The organism is Streptomyces sp. NPDC058812, assembly GCF_042744565.1.
In the GTDB taxonomy this organism is placed as follows: Bacteria; Actinomycetota; Actinomycetes; order Streptomycetales; family Streptomycetaceae; genus Streptomyces; species Streptomyces thinghirensis.
Genome location: NZ_JBHYOB010000006.1, coordinates 88,159 through 109,862 on the forward strand (window position 1 = coordinate 88,159; position 21,704 = coordinate 109,862).

The following is a 21,704-nucleotide window of genomic DNA, read 5'->3' on the forward strand; positions in this document are numbered from 1 at the left end:
GGGAGCAACCGGAATGGGTTCGGTTCGCGTAGCCATCGTCGGTGTGGGCAACTGCGCCGCATCGCTGGTGCAGGGCGTCGAGTACTACAAGGACGCCGACCCGGCGGCCAAGGTCCCCGGCCTCATGCACGTCCAGTTCGGCGACTACCACGTCAGTGACATCGAGTTCGTCGCCGCCTTCGACGTGGACGCCAAGAAGGTCGGCCTGGACCTCGCGGACGCCATCGGCGCCTCCGAGAACAACACCATCAAGATCTGCGACGTCCCGAACAGCGGCGTCCAGGTCCAGCGCGGCCACACGCACGACGGTCTCGGCAAGTACTACCGCGAGACCATCGAGGAGTCCGCCGAGGCGCCGGTCGACGTCGTCCAGATCCTCAAGGACAAGCAGGTCGACGTTCTCGTCTGCTACCTGCCCGTCGGCTCCGAGGACGCGGCGAAGTACTACGCCCAGTGCGCCATCGACGCCAAGGTCGCCTTCGTCAACGCCCTCCCGGTCTTCATCGCCGGCACCAAGGAGTGGGCGGACAAGTTCACCGAGGCGGGCGTCCCGATCGTCGGTGACGACATCAAGTCGCAGGTCGGCGCCACCATCACGCACCGCGTCATGGCGAAGCTGTTCGAGGACCGGGGCGTCGTCCTGGACCGCACGATGCAGCTGAACGTCGGCGGCAACATGGACTTCAAGAACATGCTCGAGCGCGAGCGCCTGGAGTCCAAGAAGATCTCCAAGACGCAGGCCGTCACCTCCCAGATCCCCGACCGGGACCTGGGCGCGGACAACGTCCACATCGGCCCGTCCGACTACGTGGCCTGGCTGGACGACCGTAAGTGGGCGTACGTCCGCCTGGAGGGCCGCGCGTTCGGTGACGTCCCGCTGAACCTGGAGTACAAGCTCGAGGTCTGGGACTCCCCGAACTCGGCCGGTGTCATCATCGACGCCCTGCGCGCCGCGAAGATCGCCAAGGACCGCGGCATCGGCGGCCCGATCCTTTCGGCGTCGAGCTACTTCATGAAGTCCCCGCCGGTCCAGTACTTCGACGACGAGGCCCGCGCCAACGTCGAGAAGTTCATCGCCGGCGAGGTCGAGCGCTGACAAGCGCGGACTCCGGTCCGTCGGAGGTCCCCGGGTCGCATGACCCGGGGGCCTTTCCCGTATGTGAGGCTGTGCCCCATGGCCGTCGTCCGTGACCTGCGCGTCCTGCTGCGCCTGAAGGGCTTCCGGCGCCTGCTTGCCGTACGCCTGCTCTCCCAGGGCGCCGACGGCGTCTACCAGGTCGCGCTCGCCACCTACGTGGTCTTCTCCCCGGAGAAGCAGACCTCGCCCGCCGCGATCGCCTCCGCGATGGCGGTCCTGCTGCTCCCGTACTCCCTGGTGGGCCCCTTCGCCGGCGTCCTGCTGGACCGGTGGCGCCGCCGCCAGGTCTTTCTGTACGGCAACCTGCTGCGCGCCGTACTGGCATCGGTGACGGCCGTGCTGATGATCGCCTCCGTCCCGGACTGGCTCTTCTACGTCTCGGCCCTCTGCGTCACCGCCGTCAACCGCTTCGTTCTCGCGGGCCTGTCCGCCGCGCTGCCGCGTGTGGTGGACGAGGAGCGTCTGGTGATCGCCAACTCGCTCTCTCCGACGGCCGGCACCCTGGCCGCGACGGCGGGCGGAGGCCTCGCCTTCGTCGTACGCCTCGTGATCGCGGACTCCGATGCCGCCGTGGTGCTGCTCGGGGCCGCCCTGTACCTGTGCGGGGCGATGGCGTCGCTTCGCATCGCCGTGGAGCTGCTGGGCCCCGACCCCGCGCTCGGACCGCCTCGGCTGGCCTCGGCGCTCGCCGGTACCGCCCGCGACCTGGTGGCGGGGGTACGTCACCTCGCCGCGCCCGCACGCCGGGAAGCGGCCTGGTCGCTCGCGGGCATGACGCTGATGCGGTTCTGCTACGGCGCCCTGCTGGTGATGCTGCTCATGCTGTGCCGGTACGCCCTGACCTCGGACACGGACGAGGGGCTCGCTCTGCTGGGGCTGGCGCTGGGCGTCTCCGGTGCGGGCTTCTTCGCGGCCGCGCTAGTCACTCCCTGGGCGGCGGGACGGCTCGGGCCCGGCCGCTGGATGGCGGTGTGCGCGGGGGCCGCCACGGTGCTGGTCCCGGCACTCGGCCTGCCGTTCGCCACCGTGCCGATGCTCGCCGCGGCGTTCGTCCTGGGCATGACGACGCAGGGGGCGAAGATCGCGACCGACACGGTCGTGCAGTCCTCGGTCGACGATGCCTTCCGTGGCCGAATCTTCTCCGTGTATGACGTGCTGTTCAATGCCGCCTTCGTCGGCGCCGCCGGGGTGGCCGCGTTGATGCTGCCGCCGGACGGACGGTCGGTGCCGCTGGTCGTGACAGTCGCCTTGGTCTACGGAGCGGTTGCGACGGCTATGGCCAGGTTTGAGAGCCAGTAAGTGTCACATCAGTGCCACAGAGCCCCACCGGACTACAGAGATGTCAGTGGGACCCGATAACTTACGTGCGTCTTATCTCGCGCCATGTCCGCGACACGTACCTATGTTTTCAGGGGGACCCCCAGTGACCACTCCGCCGCCGCCCCAGGGCAACCCGTTCGCGCAGGGCCAGCCGCAGGCTCCGCAGCAGCCCCACGGACAGAACCCCTTCGCCCAGGGCCAGCCGGGTTTCCCGCAGCAGACCGGCCAGCCCGGTTACCCCCAGCAGGGTGCACCGTACGCCCCGGTCCCGCCGGAGCCGGCCCGACGCAAGCTGAGCTTCAAGACGATCAAGAACATCGTCATCGCCGTGATCGTCGTATGTGTGGCCGTCGGTGGCTACATCGCCAGCCGGGACGACGCCACCTCGGCCGCGGTCGGCGACTGCATGCACCGTGGTAGCAGCAGCGACAGCAACCCGGACCTCGAGGTCGTCGACTGCGGCGACTCGAAGGCCCAGTACGTGGTGCTGGCCAAGGTCGAGGGCTCCTACTCCGCCGTCACCGCCGAGAGCAAGTGCTCGGAAGAAGCCAAGGACTTCCAGTACTCGTACACCGAGAGCGGTAGCGGCAGCGACTTCCTGCTCTGCCTGAAGGACTACAAGAAGTAAGGCAGAGATCCCGGACGCTTCAAGCGGAGGATCTTAGGGGCGGTGTTTCACGTGAAACACCGCCCCTTCACCTGTTCGTATCGACCTCACGTTCCGTCACCGGCGTCATGTTTCACGTGAAACATGACGCCGGTCCACGGCTCACGCCTCCTGCTCGGCCCACCACTCCTGAAGCGCCGCCACCGCCGCGTCGTACTCCATCGGCCCGTTCTCCAGGCGGAGCTCCAGCAGGTGCTTGTAGGCCTGGCCGACGGCCGGTCCGGGACGGACACCGAGGATCTCCATGATCTGGTTGCCATCCAGGTCCGGGCGGATCGCGTCCAACTCCTCCTGCTCCTGGAGCTGCGCGATCCGCTCCTCCAGCCCGTCGTACGCACGCGAGAGCGCAGAGGCCTTGCGCTTGTTGCGGGTCGTGCAGTCCGAACGGGTCAGCTTGTGGAGCCGGTCGAGCAGCGGCCCGGCGTCCCGGACATACCGACGGACCGCGGAGTCCGTCCACTCGCCCGTGCCGTAACCGTGGAAACGCAGGTGCAGCTCGACCAGGCGCGAGACGTCCTTCACCAGGTCGTTGGAGTACTTGAGCGCGGTCATGCGCTTCTTCGTCATCTTGGCCCCGACCACTTCGTGGTGGTGGAACGAGACCCGGCCGTCCCTTTCGAAGCGGCGCGTGCGCGGCTTGCCGATGTCGTGCAGCAGGGCCGCAAGGCGCAGAGTCAGGTCGGGGCCCTCGTTCTCCAGGGCCATCGCCTGCTCCAGGACGATCAGTGTGTGGTCGTAGACGTCCTTGTGCCGGTGGTGCTCGTCCCGCTCCAGGCGCAGCGCCGGCAGCTCGGGCAGGACCCGCTCGGCGATACCGGTCTCCACCAGCAGGCTCAGCCCCTTGCGCGGGTGCGAGGAGAGGACCAGCTTGTTCAGCTCGTCCCGGACCCGCTCGGCCGAGACGATGTCGATGCGTCCGGCCATGTCCTTCATGGCGGCGACCACCTCGGGAGCCACCTCGAAGTCCAGCTGCGCGGCGAAGCGCGCGGCCCGCATCATGCGGAGCGGGTCGTCGGAGAAGGACTCCTCGGGGGTGCCCGGAGTACGCAGCACACGCGCCGCGAGATCGTCGAGCCCGCCGTGCGGATCGATGAACTTCTGCTCGGGGAGCGCGACGGCCATCGCGTTCACCGTGAAGTCACGCCGGACGAGGTCCTCCTCGATGGAGTCGCCGTACGACACCTCCGGCTTGCGCGAGGTGCGGTCGTACGCCTCCGACCGGTAGGTGGTCACCTCGATCTGCCAGCCGTCCTTCTGCGCCCCGACAGTGCCGAACGCGATCCCGACCTCCCAGACGGCGTCCGCCCAGGGCCGCACGATCTTCAGCACGTCCTGCGGGAGGGCGTCGGTCGTGAAGTCCAGGTCGTTGCCGAGCCGGCCGAGCAACGCGTCCCGGACCGAGCCACCGACCAGGGCAAGAGAGAACCCGGCCTCCTGGAAGCGGCGGGCAAGGTCGTCTGCGACAGGGGCGACCCGCAGCGGTTCACTCACCGCACGGTGCTGCTCCTGGCTGAGGGCACTGGGGCTGACTTCGTTGGCGTTCGGCACAACAGAACAGGGTACGTGGCCCGGGCGGACACCGGCGCCCCCATTGATCGGGGTGATCACGCACGGAACCCCCCACTTCTGCGGTGCTCCCTTTATAGGCGCACATACGGGGCAGCCTCGCTCGGTGGCGGATCTTGTGGCGTACTCCGCGGCACTTCCCCTCGGCGCGCATCGTTACCATTCGTGGACGCACATTCCGACGACCACTGACGACGACGAGGGACGGGCGAGCGCGTGGCCGAGGCGGCAGACTTCCAGGGGACCAGTCCCTCACCTGCCCGCCGGTGGCTACGGCGCACCACGGTGCTGATCGCCGGGGCGCCGCTGCTGGCCGGCCTGGTCCAGCTGCCGGCCGCCGGACCGGCACACGCCGACGGACAGCCCTCGGCCAAGGCCGACGCCGATTCGGGCTCGGTGGCCGTCGCAGTCGACTCGCTCACCCCCTCCGCGCCCGCGGACGGAGACACGGTGACCGTGTCGGGCACCGTGACCAACCACGGCAAGCAGGCCGTCACCGACGCCCACGTGGGCCTGCGCGTGGGGCCCGAGGTCAACACCCGCTCGTCCCTCGACGCGATCGCCAAGGACAGCAACGACCTCCAGGGAACCATCGCCCCGGAGATCGACGACAAGTACACCGAGAAGTTCTCCAAGCTCAGCCCCGGCGTCGCCGAGCACTTCAACATCTCCGTGCCGGTCGACGACCTGGACCTGGGCGAAAACGGCGTCTACGAATTCGCCGTCTCGCTGTCCGGGGAGACCTCCGCGCAGCCCTGGGAGCAGATCCTCGGCATCCAGCGGACCTTCCTGCCCTGGCAGCCCGACGAGGCCGACCCCAAAACGAAGACGACGGCTCTGTGGCCGCTCGTATCGACCACGCACATGGCCGCCGAGACGGGACCGAACGAGGAGCAGACACCGGTCTTCCTCAACGACGACCTGGCCAAGGAGATCTCCCCCGGGGGCCGGCTGAACCAGATGGTGACGCTGGGCAAGGACCTCGACGTCACCTGGGTGGTCGACCCGGACCTGCTGGCCTCCGTCGACGCGATGACGGGCAGCTACCGCGTCCGGGACGGGGACAAGACGGTCGCCGGCACCCATCAGGCGGTCGCCAAGCAGTGGCTCGCCGAACTGCAGGACGCGGTGGCCGACAAGGAGGTCGTCGCCCTTCCCTTCGCCGACCCGGACCTGGCGTCCCTGGCCCACAACGGCACGGACGTCACCGGATCGCTGAACCAGCTGAAGAGTGCCACGGACGTCATCGACAACACGGTCGAGCCGATCCTCCACGTGAAGCCGAACACCGACTTCGCCTGGCCCGTGGAGGGCGCCGTCGACGGGTCGATCGTCAAGGTCGCCACCTCCGCGGGCGCCGACAAGGTGATCGCCCGCAGCGACAGCCTCCAGGAGACCAGCGGCCTGCCGTACACGCCCTCCGCGGCCCGCCCCATCGGCGGCGGCACGACGGCTGTCGTCGCGGACGCCCGGCTGTCCACGGCGTTCGAGGGCGATCTGACGAGAGCCTCCTCCTCCACGCTCGCGGTGCAGCGGTTCCTCGCCCAGAGCCTGTCCCTGGGCCTCCAAACCGGCCAGCAGCGCAGCGTCGTCATCGCCCCGCAGCGCATGCCCTCCGGGAACCAGGCACGCGCGATGGCCGAGGCGCTGCGGGCGCTGCAGGGCGGCACCTGGTCCGAGTCCCAGAAGCTGGCGGCGGCCGCCACGGCCAAGCCGGACGCGGACGCCACCACCAAGGTGCCCGGAACCTCCTCCTACCCCTCGGCGCTGCGCAAGAACGAACTGCCCCGGACGGCGTTCGTGCAGACCGCGCGGACGCAGGACACGCTCGACAACTTCAAGGTGGTCCTGTCGGACCCGTCCCGGGTGGTGACGCCGTTCGGGCGCGCGCTGAACCGGGAGATGTCCGCGTCATGGCGAGGCCGGGCCGCCGAGGCGGAGTCGTTCCGCGCCGGCGTGAAGAAGTACCTCGACGGACTGACCGGGCGGGTCAGACTGATCGACAAGTCGGAGACGAAGCTCTCCGGTCGCAGCGCCACGATCCCCGTGACGGTGCAGAACAACCTGGTGCAGGACGTCGGGCCCCTGGTCCTGCGGCTCACCTCGACCAACCCGACGCGGCTCGAGATCGGTGGTGCCGACTACGAGGAGCAGCCGATCTCGGTCTCCGGCGGCCACAGCCAGTCGGTGAAGTTCACCACGTCGGCCAACGCCAACGGCCGTGCGACGGTGATCGCCCAGCTGTACACGATGGACGGGCGGAAGTACGGCGAGCCCGTCACCTTCGACGTGAAGGTCACCGAGATCACGGCCACGGTGATGCTCGTCATCGGCGGCGGTGTCCTGCTGCTCGTCCTCGCCGGCTTCCGGATGTACACACAGCGCAAGCGGGCCGCTGCCCGCGACGCGGAGAAGAGCGAAACCGGCGAGGCGGAGGAGCCCGAGGACTCGGAGAACTCCGAGGACGGCCCGCAGAACCCGGAAGGCTCCGACGAACGTCTCAAGGAGGAGCCCGAGGCACGCCCCCGGGCAGGCGACCCGGAGCAGCCGAGTGACCCGACACCGGACACCGCAGCGGAAAGCGCCGACCCGTCCGGCACGGGTGAGAGAGTGGACCGTTGAGGATGTCGTGGCCGGTGGGCCCGGGACGATGAGGTGGGGTAACCATGAACGCGCCGTACGACGGTGACCGCGGTCAGACCGTGGACGGCTCGGGTCACCCCGAGGGTCCGCCGCCCGACCCCGGCCAGGAACCGCCGCAGCCGCCCGCGGACATGTACCTCCAGGACGCCTACGACCAGGATCCCTACCGGGCGCAGGACCTCTCCGCCCAGGACCCTGTCTCCGAGGCGCTCTACGACCGCGCCGCGCATCCCCCGCCGCCCCCGGGCACGTATCCGCCGCAGCAGCCGCTGTACTCCCAGCCCTCCCAGTCTCCCTACGCCCCCGACCCACGCGTCTGGGCCCAGACCCCGGCCCCCGAGCCGGAGGGCCCGACGCAGTACCTGCCGTACGGCGACGACCCGCGGACCACCCAGTTCGTCGGCGTGGACGACCTGGTCACCCAGGCCGGCGAGCAGCGCCACGAGCCGGACGCCTTCGCCCACCTCTTCCGGGACCAGCAGCAGGGCGGCGGCCACCCCGCCTACGACGACCACGCCTCCGTGCCCGCCCCCGCGCCGGCACCGGGGCAGTACGACGCGACACCGGGGCCGGGACAGTACGGCGCGCACCAGGGACCCGACCCGTACGGGAACGCTCCGGCGTACGGTCAGTACGGTGGCCCCGCTCCAGCGCCCGGGCAGCAGCAGCACGCGGCGCCCGCGCCGGGCCAGTACTCGGTGGCGCCCACTCCGGAAGCGGCCGAGGCGCCCCTCCAGGAGCCCGAGCCCGCCGCCGCACCGGCCGCCGCGCCCAAGAAGGGCGGGCGTGCGGGGGGCCTGCTGAAGTCGAGCGCCGTGATGGCGGCGGGCACGATGGTGTCGCGGCTTACCGGGTTCATCCGGTCGGCCCTGATCGTTTCGGCTCTGGGCGTCGGCCTGCTCGGCGACACCTTCCAGGTCGCCTACCAGCTGCCGACGATGATCTACATTCTCACCGTCGGTGGCGGCCTCAACTCGGTCTTTGTTCCGCAGCTCGTGCGGGCCATGAAGGAGGACGACGACGGCGGCGAGGCCTTCGCCAACCGCCTGCTCACCCTCGTCATGGTGGCGCTCGGCGCGCTCACCGTGATCACGGTCTTCGCCGCGCCACTACTGATCCGGCTCCTGTCCAACCCGGTGGCCAGTGACCCGGCCGCGAACGAGGTCGGCATCACCTTCGTCCGCTACTTCCTGCCCTCGATCTTCTTCATGGGCCTCCACGTGGTCATGGGGCAGATCCTCAACGCCCGCGGCAGGTTCGGCGCGATGATGTGGACCCCGGTCCTGAACAACATCGTCATCATCGTGACCCTAGGAATGTTCATCTGGGTCTACGGCACCGCGGAAAACTCGGGGATGAAGGTCACGAGCATCCCGCCGGAGGGCGAGCGGCTGCTCGGCATCGGGGTACTGCTTGGCCTCATCGTGCAGGCCCTGGCCATGATCCCGTATCTGCGGGAGACGGGTTTCCGGGTTCGGCCGCGTTTCGACTGGAAGGGCCACGGGCTCGGCAAGGCCATCACCCTCGCCAAGTGGACGGTCCTGTTCGTGCTCGCCAACCAGGCGGGTGCCATGATCGTCATCCAGCTGTCCACCGCCGCGGGTAAGGCGTCGCCCGTCGACGGCACCGGCTTCGCCGCCTACGCCAACGCGCAGCTGATCTGGGGCCTGCCCCAGGCCATCATCACCGTCTCCCTGATGGCGGCCCTGCTGCCCCGCATCTCCCGATCGGCATCCGAGGAAGACGGCGGCGCGGTCCGCGACGACATCTCCCAGGGGCTGCGCACCACAGCCGTCGCCATCGTTCCCGTTTCCTTCGGTTTCGTTGCACTCGGCATCCCGATGTGCACGCTCATGTTCGGCTCTTCGGGTACCAGCGAAGCCACCAACATGGGCTTCATGCTGATGGCCTTCGGCCTCGGTCTCATCCCCTACTCGGTGCAGTACGTCGTCCTGCGCGCCTTCTACGCCTACGAGGACACCCGGACTCCCTTCTACAACACCGTCATTGTGGCCGTGTTCAACGCCGCCGCTTCGGCACTGTGCTTCTTCCTGCTCCCGGCGCGCTGGGCCGTCGTAGGCATGGCCGCCTCCTACGGCCTGGCCTACATGATCGGCGTGGGCGTCGCCTGGCGCAGGCTGCGCAAGCGGCTCGGCGGGGACCTGGACGGCGCCCGGGTGCTGCGGACGTACGCCCGGCTGTGCATCGCGTCCGTCCCGGCCGCCCTGCTCAGCGGTGCGGCCTGCTACGCGATCAGCCGTGCGCTCGGCCAGGGCGTACTGGGGTCGTTCGCGGCGCTGCTGGCCGGCGGGCTGCTCCTGTTCGGCGTCTTCTTCGTCGCCGCCCGCCGGATGCGTATCGAGGAAGTCAACTCGCTGGTCGGCATGGTGCGCGGACGCCTGGGACGCTGAGACCCGGGGTAGGCGCACAACCATCGTCATCCGCCGTGTGTCGTGCATAGCGGCGGACTGTGGGCACAATTGGGTTCGGCGTCGGACTGCGCGCATCGGGAGTCGGCCGGCGCGCATCGAATGGGGAGGCAGGAACGACGGTGGCGGAACGGAGCACAGCTGCCGTCGACGTGGCAGACAACAGTGGCGATGAGCCGCTGACCGCCCAGGCGGACCAGTCCACGGCCGACGGGGTGGCCAACAACCGGGAGCGGGACACGGACAGCGACGAGGCACAGGGGAGCCCCACGAGCGAGGATTCCGGCAAGACCTCGCCTCCCGAACTGCACAGCGGGCACAAACTCGCCAGACGCTACCGCCTCGAGGAGTGCGTCACCCGTCTGGACGGCTTCAGCAGTTGGCGGGCCGTCGACGAGAAGCTCCGCCGCGCCGTCGGGGTCCACATCCTTCCGGCGGACCACACACGCGCCCGCACCGTGCTGGCCGCGGCACGTTCCTCCGCCCTTCTCGGCGACCCCCGCTTCGTCCAGGTCCTCGACGCCGTCGAGGACAACGACATCGTCTACGTCGTGCACGAGTGGCTCCCCGACGCCACCGAGCTGACCGCTCTTCTCGCCTCCGGCCCGCTGGAGGTGTACGACGCCTACCAGATGGTGAGTCAGGTCGCGGGCGCCATGGCGGCCGCCCACCGCGAGGGCCTCGCCCATCTGCGCCTGAGCCCCACAGCGGTGCTGCGGACGTCGACGGGCCAGTGGCGGATCCGCGGACTCGCCGTCAACGCCGCGCTGCGCGGCATCAGTTCCGACACCCCGCAGCGCACGGACACCGAGGCCATCGGCGCCCTGCTGTACGCCACGCTCACCCAGCGCTGGCCGTACGAGAGCGACGCCCACGGTCTGGCAGGTCTGCCCAAGGACATCGGGCTCATCCCCCCGGACCAGGTGCGCGCGGGTGTCCACCGCGGCCTGTCCGAGCTCGCCATGCGGGCGCTCGCCAACGACGGCGCCACCGCCTCCCGCCACGAGTCCCCGTGCACCACGCCGGAGGAACTGGTGAAGGCGATCAGCGAGATGCCCCGCATCCGCCCGCCGGAGCCGACGTACACCACCCCGCCCCAGTACCAGCGCACGGCTTACCAGCAGGGTGCCTACGGCCGTCCGGCACCGCACCCCGGCGCCACCCAGCCGGTGCAGACCCCGCCGCCCCCGCTGCAGAGCCGCACCGGCAAGGCACTGAAGTGGAGCGTCTCCGCTCTGCTGATCGCCGCGCTCGGCCTGGGCAGCTGGCAGCTCGCGGACGCGATCATGGAACGGGGCGGCAAGGCCGACGACCAGAACCAGACGCAGACCACCGACGGCGACAACGACAAGAACCCGAAGGTCCCGGTGGCCGGTAAGTCGGTACCCATCGTCGACGCCCGGGACTTCGACCCCTTCGGCGACCAGTCCGAGAAGCCGTCCGAGATAGGGAACGTCTACGACGACAGCACGTCCAGCTATTGGCAGACGGACTATTACCTCAGTTCCGACTTCGGCCGCCTCAAGCCGGGGGTCGGCGTCATCGTGGACCTCGGCAAGGTCCAGCAGGTCGGAAAGGTGACCGTCACCTTTATCGGGAACACTTCCGTCGAACTGCGCAGCGCGAGCAAGGACGCCACCGCGGAACCGGCGTCCTTCGACGAGTACCGCAAGGTTGCCGAGGGCTCGGGCACCACGGTGGAACTCAAGCCGGGCAAGGCCGTCCAGAGCCGGTACCTCCTGGTGTGGCTCACCGATGATCTACCGATGCAGTCGGACGGGAAATGGCGCGGCCGCCTGGCGGACATCAAGGTGACCAGCTGACGGCATCTGCCGCGGGGAGGGGGTGCGATGGCGGACAGCGCGAGTCGTGACGGCGTGAGCGATCAGGACCTCCTCGCCCGCCACGTAGAAGGCGACCCCGACGCCTTCGCTGAGCTCGTCCGCCGCCACCGCGACCGTCTCTGGGCCGTGGCCCTGCGGACGCTGGGAGACCGTGAGGAGGCCGCTGACGCCGTTCAGGACGCGCTCGTCTCCGCCTACCGGGCCGCCCACACCTTCCGCGGCCAGGCAGCCGTCACGACGTGGCTGCACCGGATCACCGTGAACGCCTGCCTGGACCGCGCCCGCAAGGCGGCCTCCCGGAAGACCGCTCCCGTCGACGACACCGAGCGCCTGGAGCAGCTCCTGGAGCCGCACGAGTCGGCATCGGCCCCCGCCGAGCGCAACGACCTGCACCGCCAGCTGCTGGAGGCCCTGGGCACCCTGCCCGCCGACCAGCGGGCCGCCCTCGTCCTGGTGGACATGCAGGGCTACCCCGTCGCCGAAGCCGCCCGGATCCTCGACGTGCCGACCGGCACGATCAAGAGCCGCTGCGCCCGAGGCAGAGCCAGACTCCTGCCACTGCTCACCCACCTGCGCCCGGACGGCAGCGGCAAGGACACCCAGCCGGGAGCGAAACGGAACCGGACGCAGGGGACATCCGTCCCACCCGCAGCGGGACCCCACCGTGCGGACCCGCAGGACGCAGGGCCGAGCGATTCAGCCGCAGTGAAGGGCGGAGGTGGACGAGCGTGACGTCGTCGACGACAGACATGACCGGGCACCCGGACGTCGCGGAGATCTCCGACCTCGCCGAAGGCCTGCTCCCGCCGTCCCGGACCACGGACGTACGACAGCACCTGGAGACCTGCGAGCTATGCGCGGACGTGTACGCGTCGCTGGAGGAGATCCAGAGTCTGCTCGGCACGCTGCCCGGGCCGACGCGGATGCCTGACGACGTGGCCGGCCGTATCGACGCCGCCCTGGCGGCCGAGGAACTGCTGAGCGCCACCGTGCCGAACTCCCTGGAGCCGGCACCGACACCGACGCCGACACCGACGCCTGCCGCTGCCGCGCCCGCCGCATCCGACGAGAATGCCAGCGCCCGTCGTGTTTCACGTGAAACATCGGCCACGACGGACCGACCCTCCGGGCACGCCCGTCCTTCCTCCACCGGTCCGGGCCGCAAGGACCGCAAGCGAAGCGGGCGGCGCAGGATCGCCGTACTCGGCGCCGTGGCCGCCGCTGCCGCCATCGGGCTCGGCTCCGTGATCGTCTCCTCGGTCACCGGGGGCAGCCCGTCCGACGACACCGCGCTTGCGGACACCTTCTCCGAAGGAAAGTTGAAGGAGCAGGTCGCCGATCTCCTCGCCGACGAGCAGGGCGGCGCGCAGAACGGACCGCGTACACCGCGTAGCTTCGGCATGGAGTCCGAGACCGGTGGTGAGAACCGTGTCTTCAAGCAGCCGACGGTCCCGGAGTGCATCCAGAGGAGCATCGGACGCGACGACGCGGCGCTGGCCACGAAGGACGGCGTCTACAAGGGCAAGGAAGCACTCCTCGTGGTGCTGCCCGACGCCTCCAACGACAACCGTGTGACCGCCTACATCGTCGAGTCGGCTTGTGTGGCTCAGCCTGCTGTCAGCAAGGCCGAGATCCTTTTGAAGCACTCGTACGCGCGACCCTGAGCGCTCGCGTCCTGCACTCTTCCCGCATGCCTGGCTCCCTCAGCCCCGTGTGCCCGGACACAGCGGGAATGCGCGCCCCGTAGGATCCGTTGGGTGGGGTGAGAGTTCCGAGAGAAGCTCCACCCGGCCCTGAAGACGCAGTCCAGAGACGAGGAATGAAGCCGTGAGCGACGTCCGAAACGTGATCATCATCGGCTCCGGGCCCGCCGGCTACACGGCGGCGCTCTACACCGCGCGCGCGTCGCTGAAGCCGCTGGTGTTCGAGGGCGCCGTCACCGCGGGCGGTGCCCTGATGAACACCACCGAGGTGGAGAACTTCCCGGGCTTCCAGGACGGCATCATGGGCCCCGAGCTCATGGACAACATGCGCGCCCAGGCCGAGCGCTTCGGCGCCGAGCTGATCCCGGACGATGTCGTCGCCGTCGACCTGAGTGGCGAGATCAAGAAGGTCACCGACACCGCGGGTACCGTCCACCAGGCCAAGGCCGTCATCATCACCACCGGTTCCCAGCACCGCAAGCTCGGCCTGCCCAACGAGGACGCCCTCTCCGGCCGCGGCGTCTCCTGGTGCGCGACCTGCGACGGCTTCTTCTTCAAGGACCAGGACATCGCCGTGATCGGCGGCGGTGACACCGCGATGGAGGAGGCCACGTTCCTCTCCCGCTTCGCCAAGTCCGTGACGATCGTCCACCGCCGTGACACCCTGCGCGCGTCCAAGGCGATGCAGGAGCGTGCCTTCGCCGACCCCAAGATCTCGTTTGTCTGGGACAGCGAGGTCGCCGAGGTCCAGGGTGACCAGAAGCTGTCGGGCCTGAAGCTGCGCAACGTCAAGACCGGCGAGCTCTCGGACCTGGCGGTGACCGGCCTGTTCATCGCGATCGGCCACGACCCGCGTACCGAGCTCTTCAAGGGCCAGCTCGACCTGGACCCGGAGGGCTACCTGAAGGTCGACGCCCCGTCGACCCGCACCAACCTGACCGGCGTCTTCGGCGCCGGAGACGTGGTCGACCACACCTACCGCCAGGCGATCACCGCCGCCGGCACCGGCTGCTCCGCCGCACTCGACGCCGAGCGCTTCCTCGCCGCGCTCACCGACGAGGACAAGGCCGAGCCCGAGAAGACCACCGTCTGACCCCCATCCACCCCACGCATCAACCAGTTAAGGAGCCCGCCGTGGCCGGCACCCTGAAGCAAGTGACCGACGACTCCTTCGAGCAGGACGTCCTCAAGAACGACAAGCCCGTCCTGGTGGACTTCTGGGCCGCCTGGTGCGGTCCGTGCCGTCAGATCGCGCCGTCCCTCGAGGCCATCGCCGCCGAGTACGGCGACAAGATCGAGATCGTCAAGCTGAACATCGACGAGAACCCGGGTACGGCCGCCAAGTACGGCGTCATGTCCATCCCGACCCTGAACGTCTACCAGGGCGGCGAGGTCGCCAAGACCATCGTCGGCGCCAAGCCGAAGGCCGCGATCGTTCGCGACCTTGAGGACTTCATCGCTGACTGACGTTTCACGTGAAACACGAATGGGCCGACCCGTCCGGGTCGGCCCATTCGCTGTACAGCGATCCTCCACACTGCAGTCCTCCACACTGCACTCCGCTACAGCGGTCGCAACGCGGGTTCCTTCTGGACGGCTCCGAGCAGCCGGTCCAGTGCCATCTCCACGTCTTCCTTCCAGGACAGCGTGGACCGGAGATCCAGCCGCAGCCGCGGATGGCTGGGATGGGGCCGAACCGTCTTGAAGCCCACAGCCAGCAAATGATCCGCCGGCAGGACGCAGGCGGGCTCCTTCCAGCGGGCGTCCCCGAACGCCTCGATCGCCTTGAAGCCCCGACGCAGCAGATCCTTGGCGACCGTCTGAACCATCACCCGGCCCAGCCCTTGCCCCTGATAGCCCGGCATCACGAACGCGGTCATCAACTGCACAGCGTCGTGCGAGACGGGACTTGTGGGAAACGCCGTCGAGCGCGGTACGTACGCGGGGGGTGCGTAGAGGACGAAGCCCACCGGAACCTCGTCGACGTAGACCACCCGGCCGCATGATCCCCAGTCCAGCAGGACGGCGGAGATCCAGGACTCCTTCTCCAGGGTCGGCGTGCCCGCCTTTACCGCGGCTTCGCCGCTGACGGGGTCCAGCTCCCAGAAGACGCACGAGCGACAGCGCTGGGGAAGGTCCTGAAGGTTGTCCAGCGTGAGCGGTACGAGCCGGCGCCCCATGAAGGCTGTTCCTCGCTTCCTTCGCCCGCCGCGTCGCGGGCGGCTGTCAGAGCGCTCCGTTCCCTGAGCAGGCTGCCGATGAACCCACCGACCGCGCCCAGCCCCAAGCCTGCGCTCACCAGTCCGGTGCGGCTCATCGATCGCATGGCCCCTGCCTTCCTCTCAGAGGTACTGCCAGGTGCTTGCGCCTTCCCGATCGCATCGTATCCACGATGCGGTGACCCCGACACCGACGGAAAGCAAAGGGCGGGCCGTGTTCCGGTACGCACCGGACACGACCCGCCCCATCGGCCGGTGGAGCACCGACGAGTGCTCCACCGGGCCCGAGTCTCAGGAGTCGAACTCTTCCGCTTCGCCCTCCAGAAGTCCCTTCTGCAGCACGGGCCCTTCACCGGGAGCGAGGCTCCCAAGGATCCTCTCAAGATCCTCCATGGAAGCGAACTCCACGGTGATCTTGCCCTTCTTCTGTCCCAGGTCGACCTTCACCCGCGTCTCGAAGCGGTCCGAGAGCCGCGTCGCCAGGTCAGAGAGCGCCGGCGAGACCAGAGAACCGGCCCGCGGCCCCTTGGCCCGCTGCGCCTTCTGCGGTCGGGACCCCATCAGGGTCACGATCTCCTCGACCGACCGCACCGAAAGCCCTTCGGCCACGATCCGATGGGCCAGCCGGTCCTGGTCCTCCGGGTCCTCCACGGAGAGCAGCGCACGCGCGTGCCCGGCGGAGAGCACCCCGGCAGCCACCCGGTTCTGAACCTTCGGCGAGAGCTTCAGCAGACGCAGCGTGTTGGAGACCTGTGGGCGGGAGCGGCCGATGCGGTCCGCCAGCTGGTCGTGCGTGCAGTTGAAGTCCTTCAGCAGCTGGTCGTAGGCGAAGGCCTCTTCCAGCGGATTCAGCTGAGCCCGGTGAAGGTTCTCCAGCAGCGCGTCCAGGAGGAGCTTCTCGTCCTCCGTGGCCCGCACGATCGCCGGGATGGCCTCCATCTCCAGCTCCCGGCACGCCCGGAACCGGCGCTCACCCATGATGAGCTCGTAGCGCCCGGGCCCCGTCTGCCGGACGACGACGGGCTGGAGGAGGCCGACCTCCCTGATGGAGGTGACGAGCTCGGCCAACGCGTCGTCGTCGAAGTCCTTACGCGGCTGCTTCGGGTTCGGCGTGATGGCGTCGAGCGGAACCTCCGCGAAGTGCGCCCCCACGGGCGACCTGAGCGAGTCCACCCCGCTCGATGCCGTACCGGATGCCGCCGACTCCTCCGTTTCACGTGGAACAGGCGGCAGCGTGGCTACCTTCGCCGCGGCCACACCGCGGTCGTTCGGCAGCAGGGGCATCGCCCCCGGGGAGGCGGAAGCCGCATTCCCCAACGCCGCCGACGCCACCGACTTCTCCGTCGGAGCATTGGGGATCAGTGCGCCCAGACCGCGGCCCAGCCCCCTTCGTCGCTCACTCACTGGATCCCCTCCACCATGCTCGGGTCGTTCTGTGCGCCGATATGGGCATGCGTCGCGTCGTAGCCGACGCCCACGCCCTTCAGCGCGATCTCGCGTGCCGCCTCCAGATAGGAGAGGGCTCCGCTCGATCCTGGATCGTAGGTCAGTACCGTCTGCCCGTAGCTCGGGGCCTCGGAGATACGGACCGAGCGAGGAATGCTCGTCCGCAGCACCTCTTCGCCGAAGTGGCTGCGCACCTCGTCGGCGACCTGGGACGCAAGCCGCGTCCGGCCGTCGTACATGGTGAGCAGGATCGTCGACACATGCAGGGTGGGATTGAGGTGCCCGCGAACCAGGTCGACGTTACGCAGCAGCTGTCCCAGCCCTTCCAGCGCGTAGTACTCGCACTGGATCGGGATCAGCACCTCCTGGCCCGCGACGAGCGCGTTGACCGTCAGCAGGCCGAGGGAGGGTGGGCAGTCGATGAGGATGTAGTCCAGCGGCTGCTCGTATGCCTGGATCGCCCGCTGAAGCCGGCTCTCGCGTGCCACCAGAGAGACCAGCTCGATCTCCGCACCGGCGAGATCGATGGTGGCGGGCGCACAGAAGAGGCCCTCGACGTCGGGGACCGGCTGGACCACCTCCGACAGCGGCCTGCTCTCGACCAGCACGTCGTAGATGGATGGGACGTCGGCGTGGTGGTCGATGCCCAGCGCAGTGGAGGCGTTGCCCTGCGGGTCGAGGTCGACGACCAGGACCCGGGCACCATGCAGGGCAAGCGACGCGGCGAGGTTGACGGTCGTCGTCGTCTTGCCCACACCGCCCTTCTGATTGGCGACCACCATGACCCTGGTCTGCTCGGGCCGCGGCAATCCCTCGCCGGCGCGGTCCAAGGCTTCCACCGCCAGTTGGGCAGCACGACCGATCGGAGTGTCGTCCATCGGAGGCGGTGTTTCACGTGAAACATCCGCCCCCATCGACTCGGTACGGGGACCGGGGACCGGATCGGTCATCGGTCCCGCGATATTGGCGTCGGACCGCAAGGATTCACTCTCCTCGACTTCAGGCTCGCAATGAACAGAGCCTCCCATGTCTTCGGGGTCATGAACCAGTGAGGCCTGGCCTTCTGTGGAGAAATCCACCTCTGTGGACAACTCCCCGCCCTCTCCGAGCGACCCGAGAGGCTTTCGATCGCGGGGGTCGGCCGCAGCGCGGCCGCGACTGATGATGCCGTGCAGCAGTGAGCGACGTTTCACGTGAAACACGATGCACAGCAGCCGATGCCGAAATGCCGCGACACTCCGGCATGCATAGGTTTGGCAGCTTGTGTGGAGTACGGCTCCCCATCAGGACGCATCAGCGCCGCCGGTGCCGCAGCAACCGAATCAGGCTATCCGCGACGCCGCCGGGCACGCCCCGTCCGGGCCGCCTTGGCCCGCTTGGCAGCGAAACGCACGCCACCCGGACTCTCCCCGACCTCGACCCGCACCACGGTGGACATGGGGTCCACGACCCCCTCGCCGACATGCAGGATGGACGTCTCCACCGCGCCCAGCTTGCTCAGCGCCGTGGCCGCGGCCTTCAGTTCCTCCTCGGCCGTGTCGCCCTTGAGAGCGAGCATCTCGCCGTACGGGCGCAGCAGCGGAACCCCCCACGTGGCCAGGCGGTCCAGCGGAGCAACAGCGCGCGCAGTCACCACATGCACCGGCGGCATCTTGCCCATGACCTCCTCGGCCCGGCCACGCACGACGGTGACATGGTCCAGTCCCAGCAGCTCCACGACCTCGGTCAGGAAGTTCGTGCGCCGCAGCAGCGGCTCCAGGAGCGTGATCTTCAGGTCCTCCCGGACGAGCGCCAGCGGGATCCCCGGCAATCCGGCACCCGAACCGACGTCGCACACCGTCACGCCCTCGGGCACGACCTCCGAGAGCACCGCGCAGTTCAGCAGATGCCGCTCCCACAGGCGGGGAACCTCACGCGGACCGATCAGACCGCGCTTCACCCCTGCCTCGGCGAGCAATTCCGCGTAGCGGACCGCGTCCGCGTACCGATCGCCGAACACGTCACGTGCCTGCTCGGGCACAGGGGGAAGCTCCGCTGCCTCCGTCACGGGGACCGTCCTTCCGTACGGCACCGGCGTACCAGTCGCCGTTATCAGAACCACCAGAACTATCAGGCTGACAAAGTTCGGCCCCGCCTGCGCAACAGACGGGGCCGGAGAACGAGAGGACCGATCAGGCAGGAAGCACGACGACGAAGCGCTCCGGCTCCTCGCCCTCGGACTCGCTGCGCAGTCCCGCCGCCTTGACCGCGTCGTGCACGACCTTGCGCTCGAACGGCGTCATCGGCTTCATTCGCACGGACTCGCCGCTGCTCCTGACCTCGGCCGCGGCCTTGGCGCCCAGTTCGGAGAGCTCGGCCCGCTTCGTGGCCCGGTAACCAGCGATGTCGAGCATCAGCCGGCTGCGGTCGCCGGTCTCCCGGTGCACGGCCAGGCGCGTGAGCTCCTGGAGAGCCTCCAGCACCTCGCCGTCCCGGCCGACCAGCTTCTGCAGGTCACGGCTGTTCGAGTCGCTGATGATCGAGACAGAGGCACGGTCGGCCTCGACGTCCATGTCGATGTCGCCGTCGAGGTCGGCGATGTCGAGCAGACCCTCCAGGTAGTCCGCGGCGATCTCGCCCTCGTTCTCGAGGCGAGTCAGGGTGTCTGCGCCCTCGGCAGCGGCGGAGGTGGTGCCTTCCGTCACGGGATGGACTCCTTCTTACTTCTTCGACGGGGACTTGGGCCGCTGCGGGCCCTTGCGCTGTCCGGACTGGGCCTTGCTGCGGCCACCGCCGCCGGACTTCTGCGCCGGCTTCTTGGCGGCGGCAGGCTTGGCATCCTGCTTGCCGTCCTGCGGCTCGTCCGACTTGGTCAGCGAGGTCTTGGGCTCGGACTCGCCGGCCGCCTTCACGGACTGGCGCTGAGACTTGCTCTGCCGCTTGGGCTGCTGGCGCTTGGGCGTGGCCGGAGTGGCGGTCGCGCCGTCCTCGGTCTGGGTGGCGACAGCGGTGTCACTCTTCAGCACGGTGCCGTCGGGCTGAGCCGCCAGGCCCGCCTTGTTCAGACCGTTGATGAACTTCCGCTCGAACTCGTTGCGGTCCCGGCCCTTGGCGACGATGGCCTTGACGATGGCCTTCTCACCACGGCCACGCGTCTTGCCGTGGTGGGTGACGCTCTTGTGCAGGCGCTCCAGGTAGGACGCCTGGGCCTTGGAACCCGGTGTCGGGTTGTTGCGGATGACGTACATCTGCTGACCCATGGTCCACACGTTCGTGGTGAGCCAGTAGACGAGGACACCGACGGGGAAGTTGATGCCGAAGACGGCGAACATGACCGGGAAGACGTACATCAGCATCTTCTGCTGCTGCATGAACGGCGTCTTCACCGTCGTGTCGACGTTCTTGGTCATCAGCTGGCGCTGAGTGAAGAACTGCGACGCCGACATCAGCACGATCATGATCGCGGTGACAACACGGACGTCCGTCAGCGAGGACCCGAGGGCCTCCACCTTGGAGGAGCCGTCGGTGAACTTCGCCGCGAGCGGCGCACCGAAGATGTGGGCCTTCTGGGCGCTCTCCAGCAGGCGGTCGTTGATCACGCCGATGGTGTCGTTCGACGCGATGCTGTTGAGCACGTGGTACAGGGCGAAGAAGAACGGGGACTGCGCCAGGATGGGAAGGCACGAGGAGAGCGGGTTGGTGCCCGTCTCCTTGTACAGCTTCATCATCTCTTCGGACTGGCGCTGCTTGTCGTTCTTGTAGCGCTCCTGGATCTTCTTCATCTCCGGCTGGAGCGTCTGCATCCCGCGCGTCGCCTTGATCTGCTTCACGAAGAGCGGGATCAGGCAGATACGGATGAGGATCACCAGGGACACGATGGACAGGCCCCAGGCCCATCCGGTGTCCGGGCCGAAGATGGCGCCGTACACGCTGTGGAACTGGACGATGACCCAGGAGACAGGTGTCGTGATGAAGCTGAAGAGGCTGGCAATCGTGTCCACTAATCATGCTCCTTGGGCATGGGACTGGGTCTCTGCGGCCGGGCTCGGAGGACCGGACGGACTCGCGGGAGAAGCCTGTCCTTCGATGGCCGGTTCGGCGGCGGAGGGCCCGCCCTTGCGTGCACGCCAGGCGTCACGCAGCATTTCGTGCCACCGCGGGCGCTTACGCGGCGGAACATGGTCCACGCCGCCCAGCGACCACGGATTGCACCGCAGGATGCGCCAAGCGGTGAGCGCCGTGCCCTTGAGAGCACCGTGCCGGTCGATGGCCGTGTAGCCGTAGTGGGAACACGACGGGTAGTACTTGCACACCGGCCCCAGCAGTGGACTGATCGTCCACTGGTACAGCTTGATCAGAGCCAGCAGCGGGTACTTCATCGCGCGCCCCCTCCCAGTAGCCGCTCCAGGGCGGCGTCCAGGTCTCGGGCCAGCTGTGCATGGTCGGCGTCACCCGCACCGGGTAGCGCTCGTACGACTACCAGGCTACCGGGGGGCAACAGGTCGATCCGGTCGCGCATCAGATGGCGAAGCCTGCGCTTCACCTTGTTGCGCACCACCGCACCACCCACGGCTTTGCTCACGACGAAACCCGCACGTGTCGGGGGAGCGCTCTCCCCAGGCGCGTGCGGGTCCGTGGCACCGCTTCGAAGGTGGACGACGAGGGCCGGGCGGCCGGCCCGGCGGCCTCGTCGTACCGCGGTCGCGAAGTCCTCGCGCCGCCTCAGCCGGTTCTCGGTGGGCAGCACGAT

General features: G+C 68.7%; 19 protein-coding genes. 10 read left to right on the forward strand and 9 right to left on the reverse strand.

Annotated features, from left to right (window positions below; translation table 11 throughout):
• The first annotated feature begins 13 nt into the window (after positions 1-13).
• The 3 genes from ACFW48_RS14290 to ACFW48_RS14300 all read left to right on the forward strand — a co-directional run bounded on the left by ACFW48_RS14290 (position 14) and on the right by ACFW48_RS14300 (position 3,086).
• Entirely contained in the window at positions 14-1,096 is a 1,083-nt protein-coding gene (locus ACFW48_RS14290) for an inositol-3-phosphate synthase (protein WP_121747999.1), read from the forward strand.
• 78 nt (positions 1,097-1,174) lie between these two features.
• Positions 1,175-2,437, forward strand: coding sequence for an MFS transporter (locus tag ACFW48_RS14295; protein ID WP_386314198.1), 1,263 nt, complete (start codon positions 1,175-1,177; stop codon positions 2,435-2,437).
• 103 nt (positions 2,438-2,540) lie between these two features.
• On the forward strand, positions 2,541-3,086 hold the full coding sequence (locus ACFW48_RS14300) for a hypothetical protein (RefSeq protein ID WP_386314200.1): 546 nt from the start codon (positions 2,541-2,543) through the stop codon (positions 3,084-3,086).
• A gap of 141 nt (positions 3,087-3,227) precedes the next feature.
• On the opposite strand, the gene ACFW48_RS14305 is transcribed toward ACFW48_RS14300, so the two are convergent.
• Entirely contained in the window at positions 3,228-4,673 is a 1,446-nt protein-coding gene (locus ACFW48_RS14305) for a CCA tRNA nucleotidyltransferase (RefSeq protein WP_386314202.1), read from the reverse strand.
• A 234-nt stretch (positions 4,674-4,907) separates the two neighbouring features.
• On the opposite strand from ACFW48_RS14305, the gene ACFW48_RS14310 reads away from it, so the two are divergent.
• From ACFW48_RS14310 to trxA, 7 genes are all read left to right on the forward strand, one after another.
• Positions 4,908-7,313, forward strand: coding sequence for a DUF6049 family protein (locus ACFW48_RS14310; protein ID WP_386314204.1), 2,406 nt, complete (start codon positions 4,908-4,910; stop codon positions 7,311-7,313).
• A gap of 44 nt (positions 7,314-7,357) precedes the next feature.
• The gene (gene murJ / locus ACFW48_RS14315; protein ID WP_386314206.1) at positions 7,358-9,745 is read left to right on the forward strand and encodes a murein biosynthesis integral membrane protein MurJ; all 2,388 of its coding nucleotides are present in this window, start codon (positions 7,358-7,360) and stop codon (positions 9,743-9,745) included.
• 140 nt (positions 9,746-9,885) lie between these two features.
• Positions 9,886-11,586 carry a protein kinase family protein gene (locus tag ACFW48_RS14320; protein WP_386314207.1) on the forward strand — a complete coding sequence of 567 codons (1,701 nt, stop codon included), beginning with the start codon at positions 9,886-9,888 and terminating at the stop codon, positions 11,584-11,586.
• Positions 11,587-11,613: 27 nt separating this feature from the next.
• A complete protein-coding gene (gene sigM / locus ACFW48_RS14325; RefSeq protein ID WP_386314209.1) occupies positions 11,614-12,339 on the forward strand; it encodes an RNA polymerase sigma factor SigM in 726 nt (241 codons plus the stop codon).
• A 17-nt stretch (positions 12,340-12,356) separates the two neighbouring features.
• Positions 12,357-13,271 carry an anti-sigma factor family protein gene (locus ACFW48_RS14330; protein ID WP_386314888.1) on the forward strand — a complete coding sequence of 305 codons (915 nt, stop codon included), beginning with the start codon at positions 12,357-12,359 and terminating at the stop codon, positions 13,269-13,271.
• Positions 13,272-13,434: 163 nt separating this feature from the next.
• Complete coding sequence (trxB, locus tag ACFW48_RS14335) at positions 13,435-14,403, forward strand: thioredoxin-disulfide reductase (protein ID WP_121748008.1); 969 nt, start codon at positions 13,435-13,437, stop codon at positions 14,401-14,403.
• Positions 14,404-14,444: 41 nt separating this feature from the next.
• Positions 14,445-14,777: a thioredoxin gene (gene trxA / locus ACFW48_RS14340; RefSeq protein WP_121748009.1), complete on the forward strand. Its 333-nt coding sequence runs from the start codon at positions 14,445-14,447 to the stop codon at positions 14,775-14,777.
• 95 nt (positions 14,778-14,872) lie between these two features.
• On the opposite strand, the gene ACFW48_RS14345 is transcribed toward trxA, so the two are convergent.
• From ACFW48_RS14345 to rnpA, 8 genes are all read right to left on the reverse strand, one after another.
• The gene (locus ACFW48_RS14345; protein WP_386314211.1) at positions 14,873-15,490 is read right to left on the reverse strand and encodes a GNAT family N-acetyltransferase; all 618 of its coding nucleotides are present in this window, start codon (positions 15,488-15,490) and stop codon (positions 14,873-14,875) included.
• Positions 15,491-15,820: 330 nt separating this feature from the next.
• Entirely contained in the window at positions 15,821-16,933 is a 1,113-nt protein-coding gene (locus ACFW48_RS14350; RefSeq protein WP_386314214.1) for a ParB/RepB/Spo0J family partition protein, read from the reverse strand.
• The gene (locus ACFW48_RS14355) at positions 16,930-18,003 is read right to left on the reverse strand and encodes a ParA family protein (protein ID WP_386314891.1); all 1,074 of its coding nucleotides are present in this window, start codon (positions 18,001-18,003) and stop codon (positions 16,930-16,932) included. Before ACFW48_RS14355 ends, ACFW48_RS14350 begins: the two co-directional genes overlap by 4 nt.
• Positions 18,004-18,302: 299 nt before the next feature.
• Complete coding sequence (gene rsmG / locus ACFW48_RS14360) at positions 18,303-19,022, reverse strand: 16S rRNA (guanine(527)-N(7))-methyltransferase RsmG (protein ID WP_310872396.1); 720 nt, start codon at positions 19,020-19,022, stop codon at positions 18,303-18,305.
• 124 nt (positions 19,023-19,146) lie between these two features.
• Positions 19,147-19,659, reverse strand: a complete 513-nt coding sequence (locus ACFW48_RS14365; protein WP_310872395.1) for a R3H domain-containing nucleic acid-binding protein — start codon at positions 19,657-19,659, stop codon at positions 19,147-19,149.
• Between the two features lie 15 nt (positions 19,660-19,674).
• Positions 19,675-20,955, reverse strand: coding sequence for a membrane protein insertase YidC (gene yidC, locus ACFW48_RS14370; RefSeq protein ID WP_386314218.1), 1,281 nt, complete (start codon positions 20,953-20,955; stop codon positions 19,675-19,677).
• 3 nt (positions 20,956-20,958) lie between these two features.
• Positions 20,959-21,333, reverse strand: a complete 375-nt coding sequence (gene yidD / locus ACFW48_RS14375; RefSeq protein ID WP_386314221.1) for a membrane protein insertion efficiency factor YidD — start codon at positions 21,331-21,333, stop codon at positions 20,959-20,961.
• Complete coding sequence (rnpA, locus tag ACFW48_RS14380; RefSeq protein WP_386280127.1) at positions 21,330-21,701, reverse strand: ribonuclease P protein component; 372 nt, start codon at positions 21,699-21,701, stop codon at positions 21,330-21,332. Before rnpA ends, yidD begins: the two co-directional genes overlap by 4 nt.
• Between the last annotated feature and the right edge of the window lie 3 nt (positions 21,702-21,704).

Coding starts and splice junctions, on each gene's coding strand:
- ACFW48_RS14290 (WP_121747999.1), top strand. CDS start 14: ATGGGTTCGGTTCGCGTAGCCATCGTCGGTGTGGGCAACTGCGCCGCA.
- ACFW48_RS14295 (WP_386314198.1), top strand. CDS start 1,175: ATGGCCGTCGTCCGTGACCTGCGCGTCCTGCTGCGCCTGAAGGGCTTC.
- ACFW48_RS14300 (WP_386314200.1), top strand. CDS start 2,541: ATGTTTTCAGGGGGACCCCCAGTGACCACTCCGCCGCCGCCCCAGGGC.
- murJ (WP_386314206.1), top strand. CDS start 7,358: ATGAACGCGCCGTACGACGGTGACCGCGGTCAGACCGTGGACGGCTCG.
- sigM (WP_386314209.1), top strand. CDS start 11,614: ATGGCGGACAGCGCGAGTCGTGACGGCGTGAGCGATCAGGACCTCCTC.
- ACFW48_RS14330 (WP_386314888.1), top strand. CDS start 12,357: ATGACCGGGCACCCGGACGTCGCGGAGATCTCCGACCTCGCCGAAGGC.
- ACFW48_RS14345 (WP_386314211.1), bottom strand. CDS start 15,490: ATGGGGCGCCGGCTCGTACCGCTCACGCTGGACAACCTTCAGGACCTT.
- ACFW48_RS14355 (WP_386314891.1), bottom strand. CDS start 18,003: ATGGGAGGCTCTGTTCATTGCGAGCCTGAAGTCGAGGAGAGTGAATCC.
- yidD (WP_386314221.1), bottom strand. CDS start 21,333: ATGAAGTACCCGCTGCTGGCTCTGATCAAGCTGTACCAGTGGACGATC.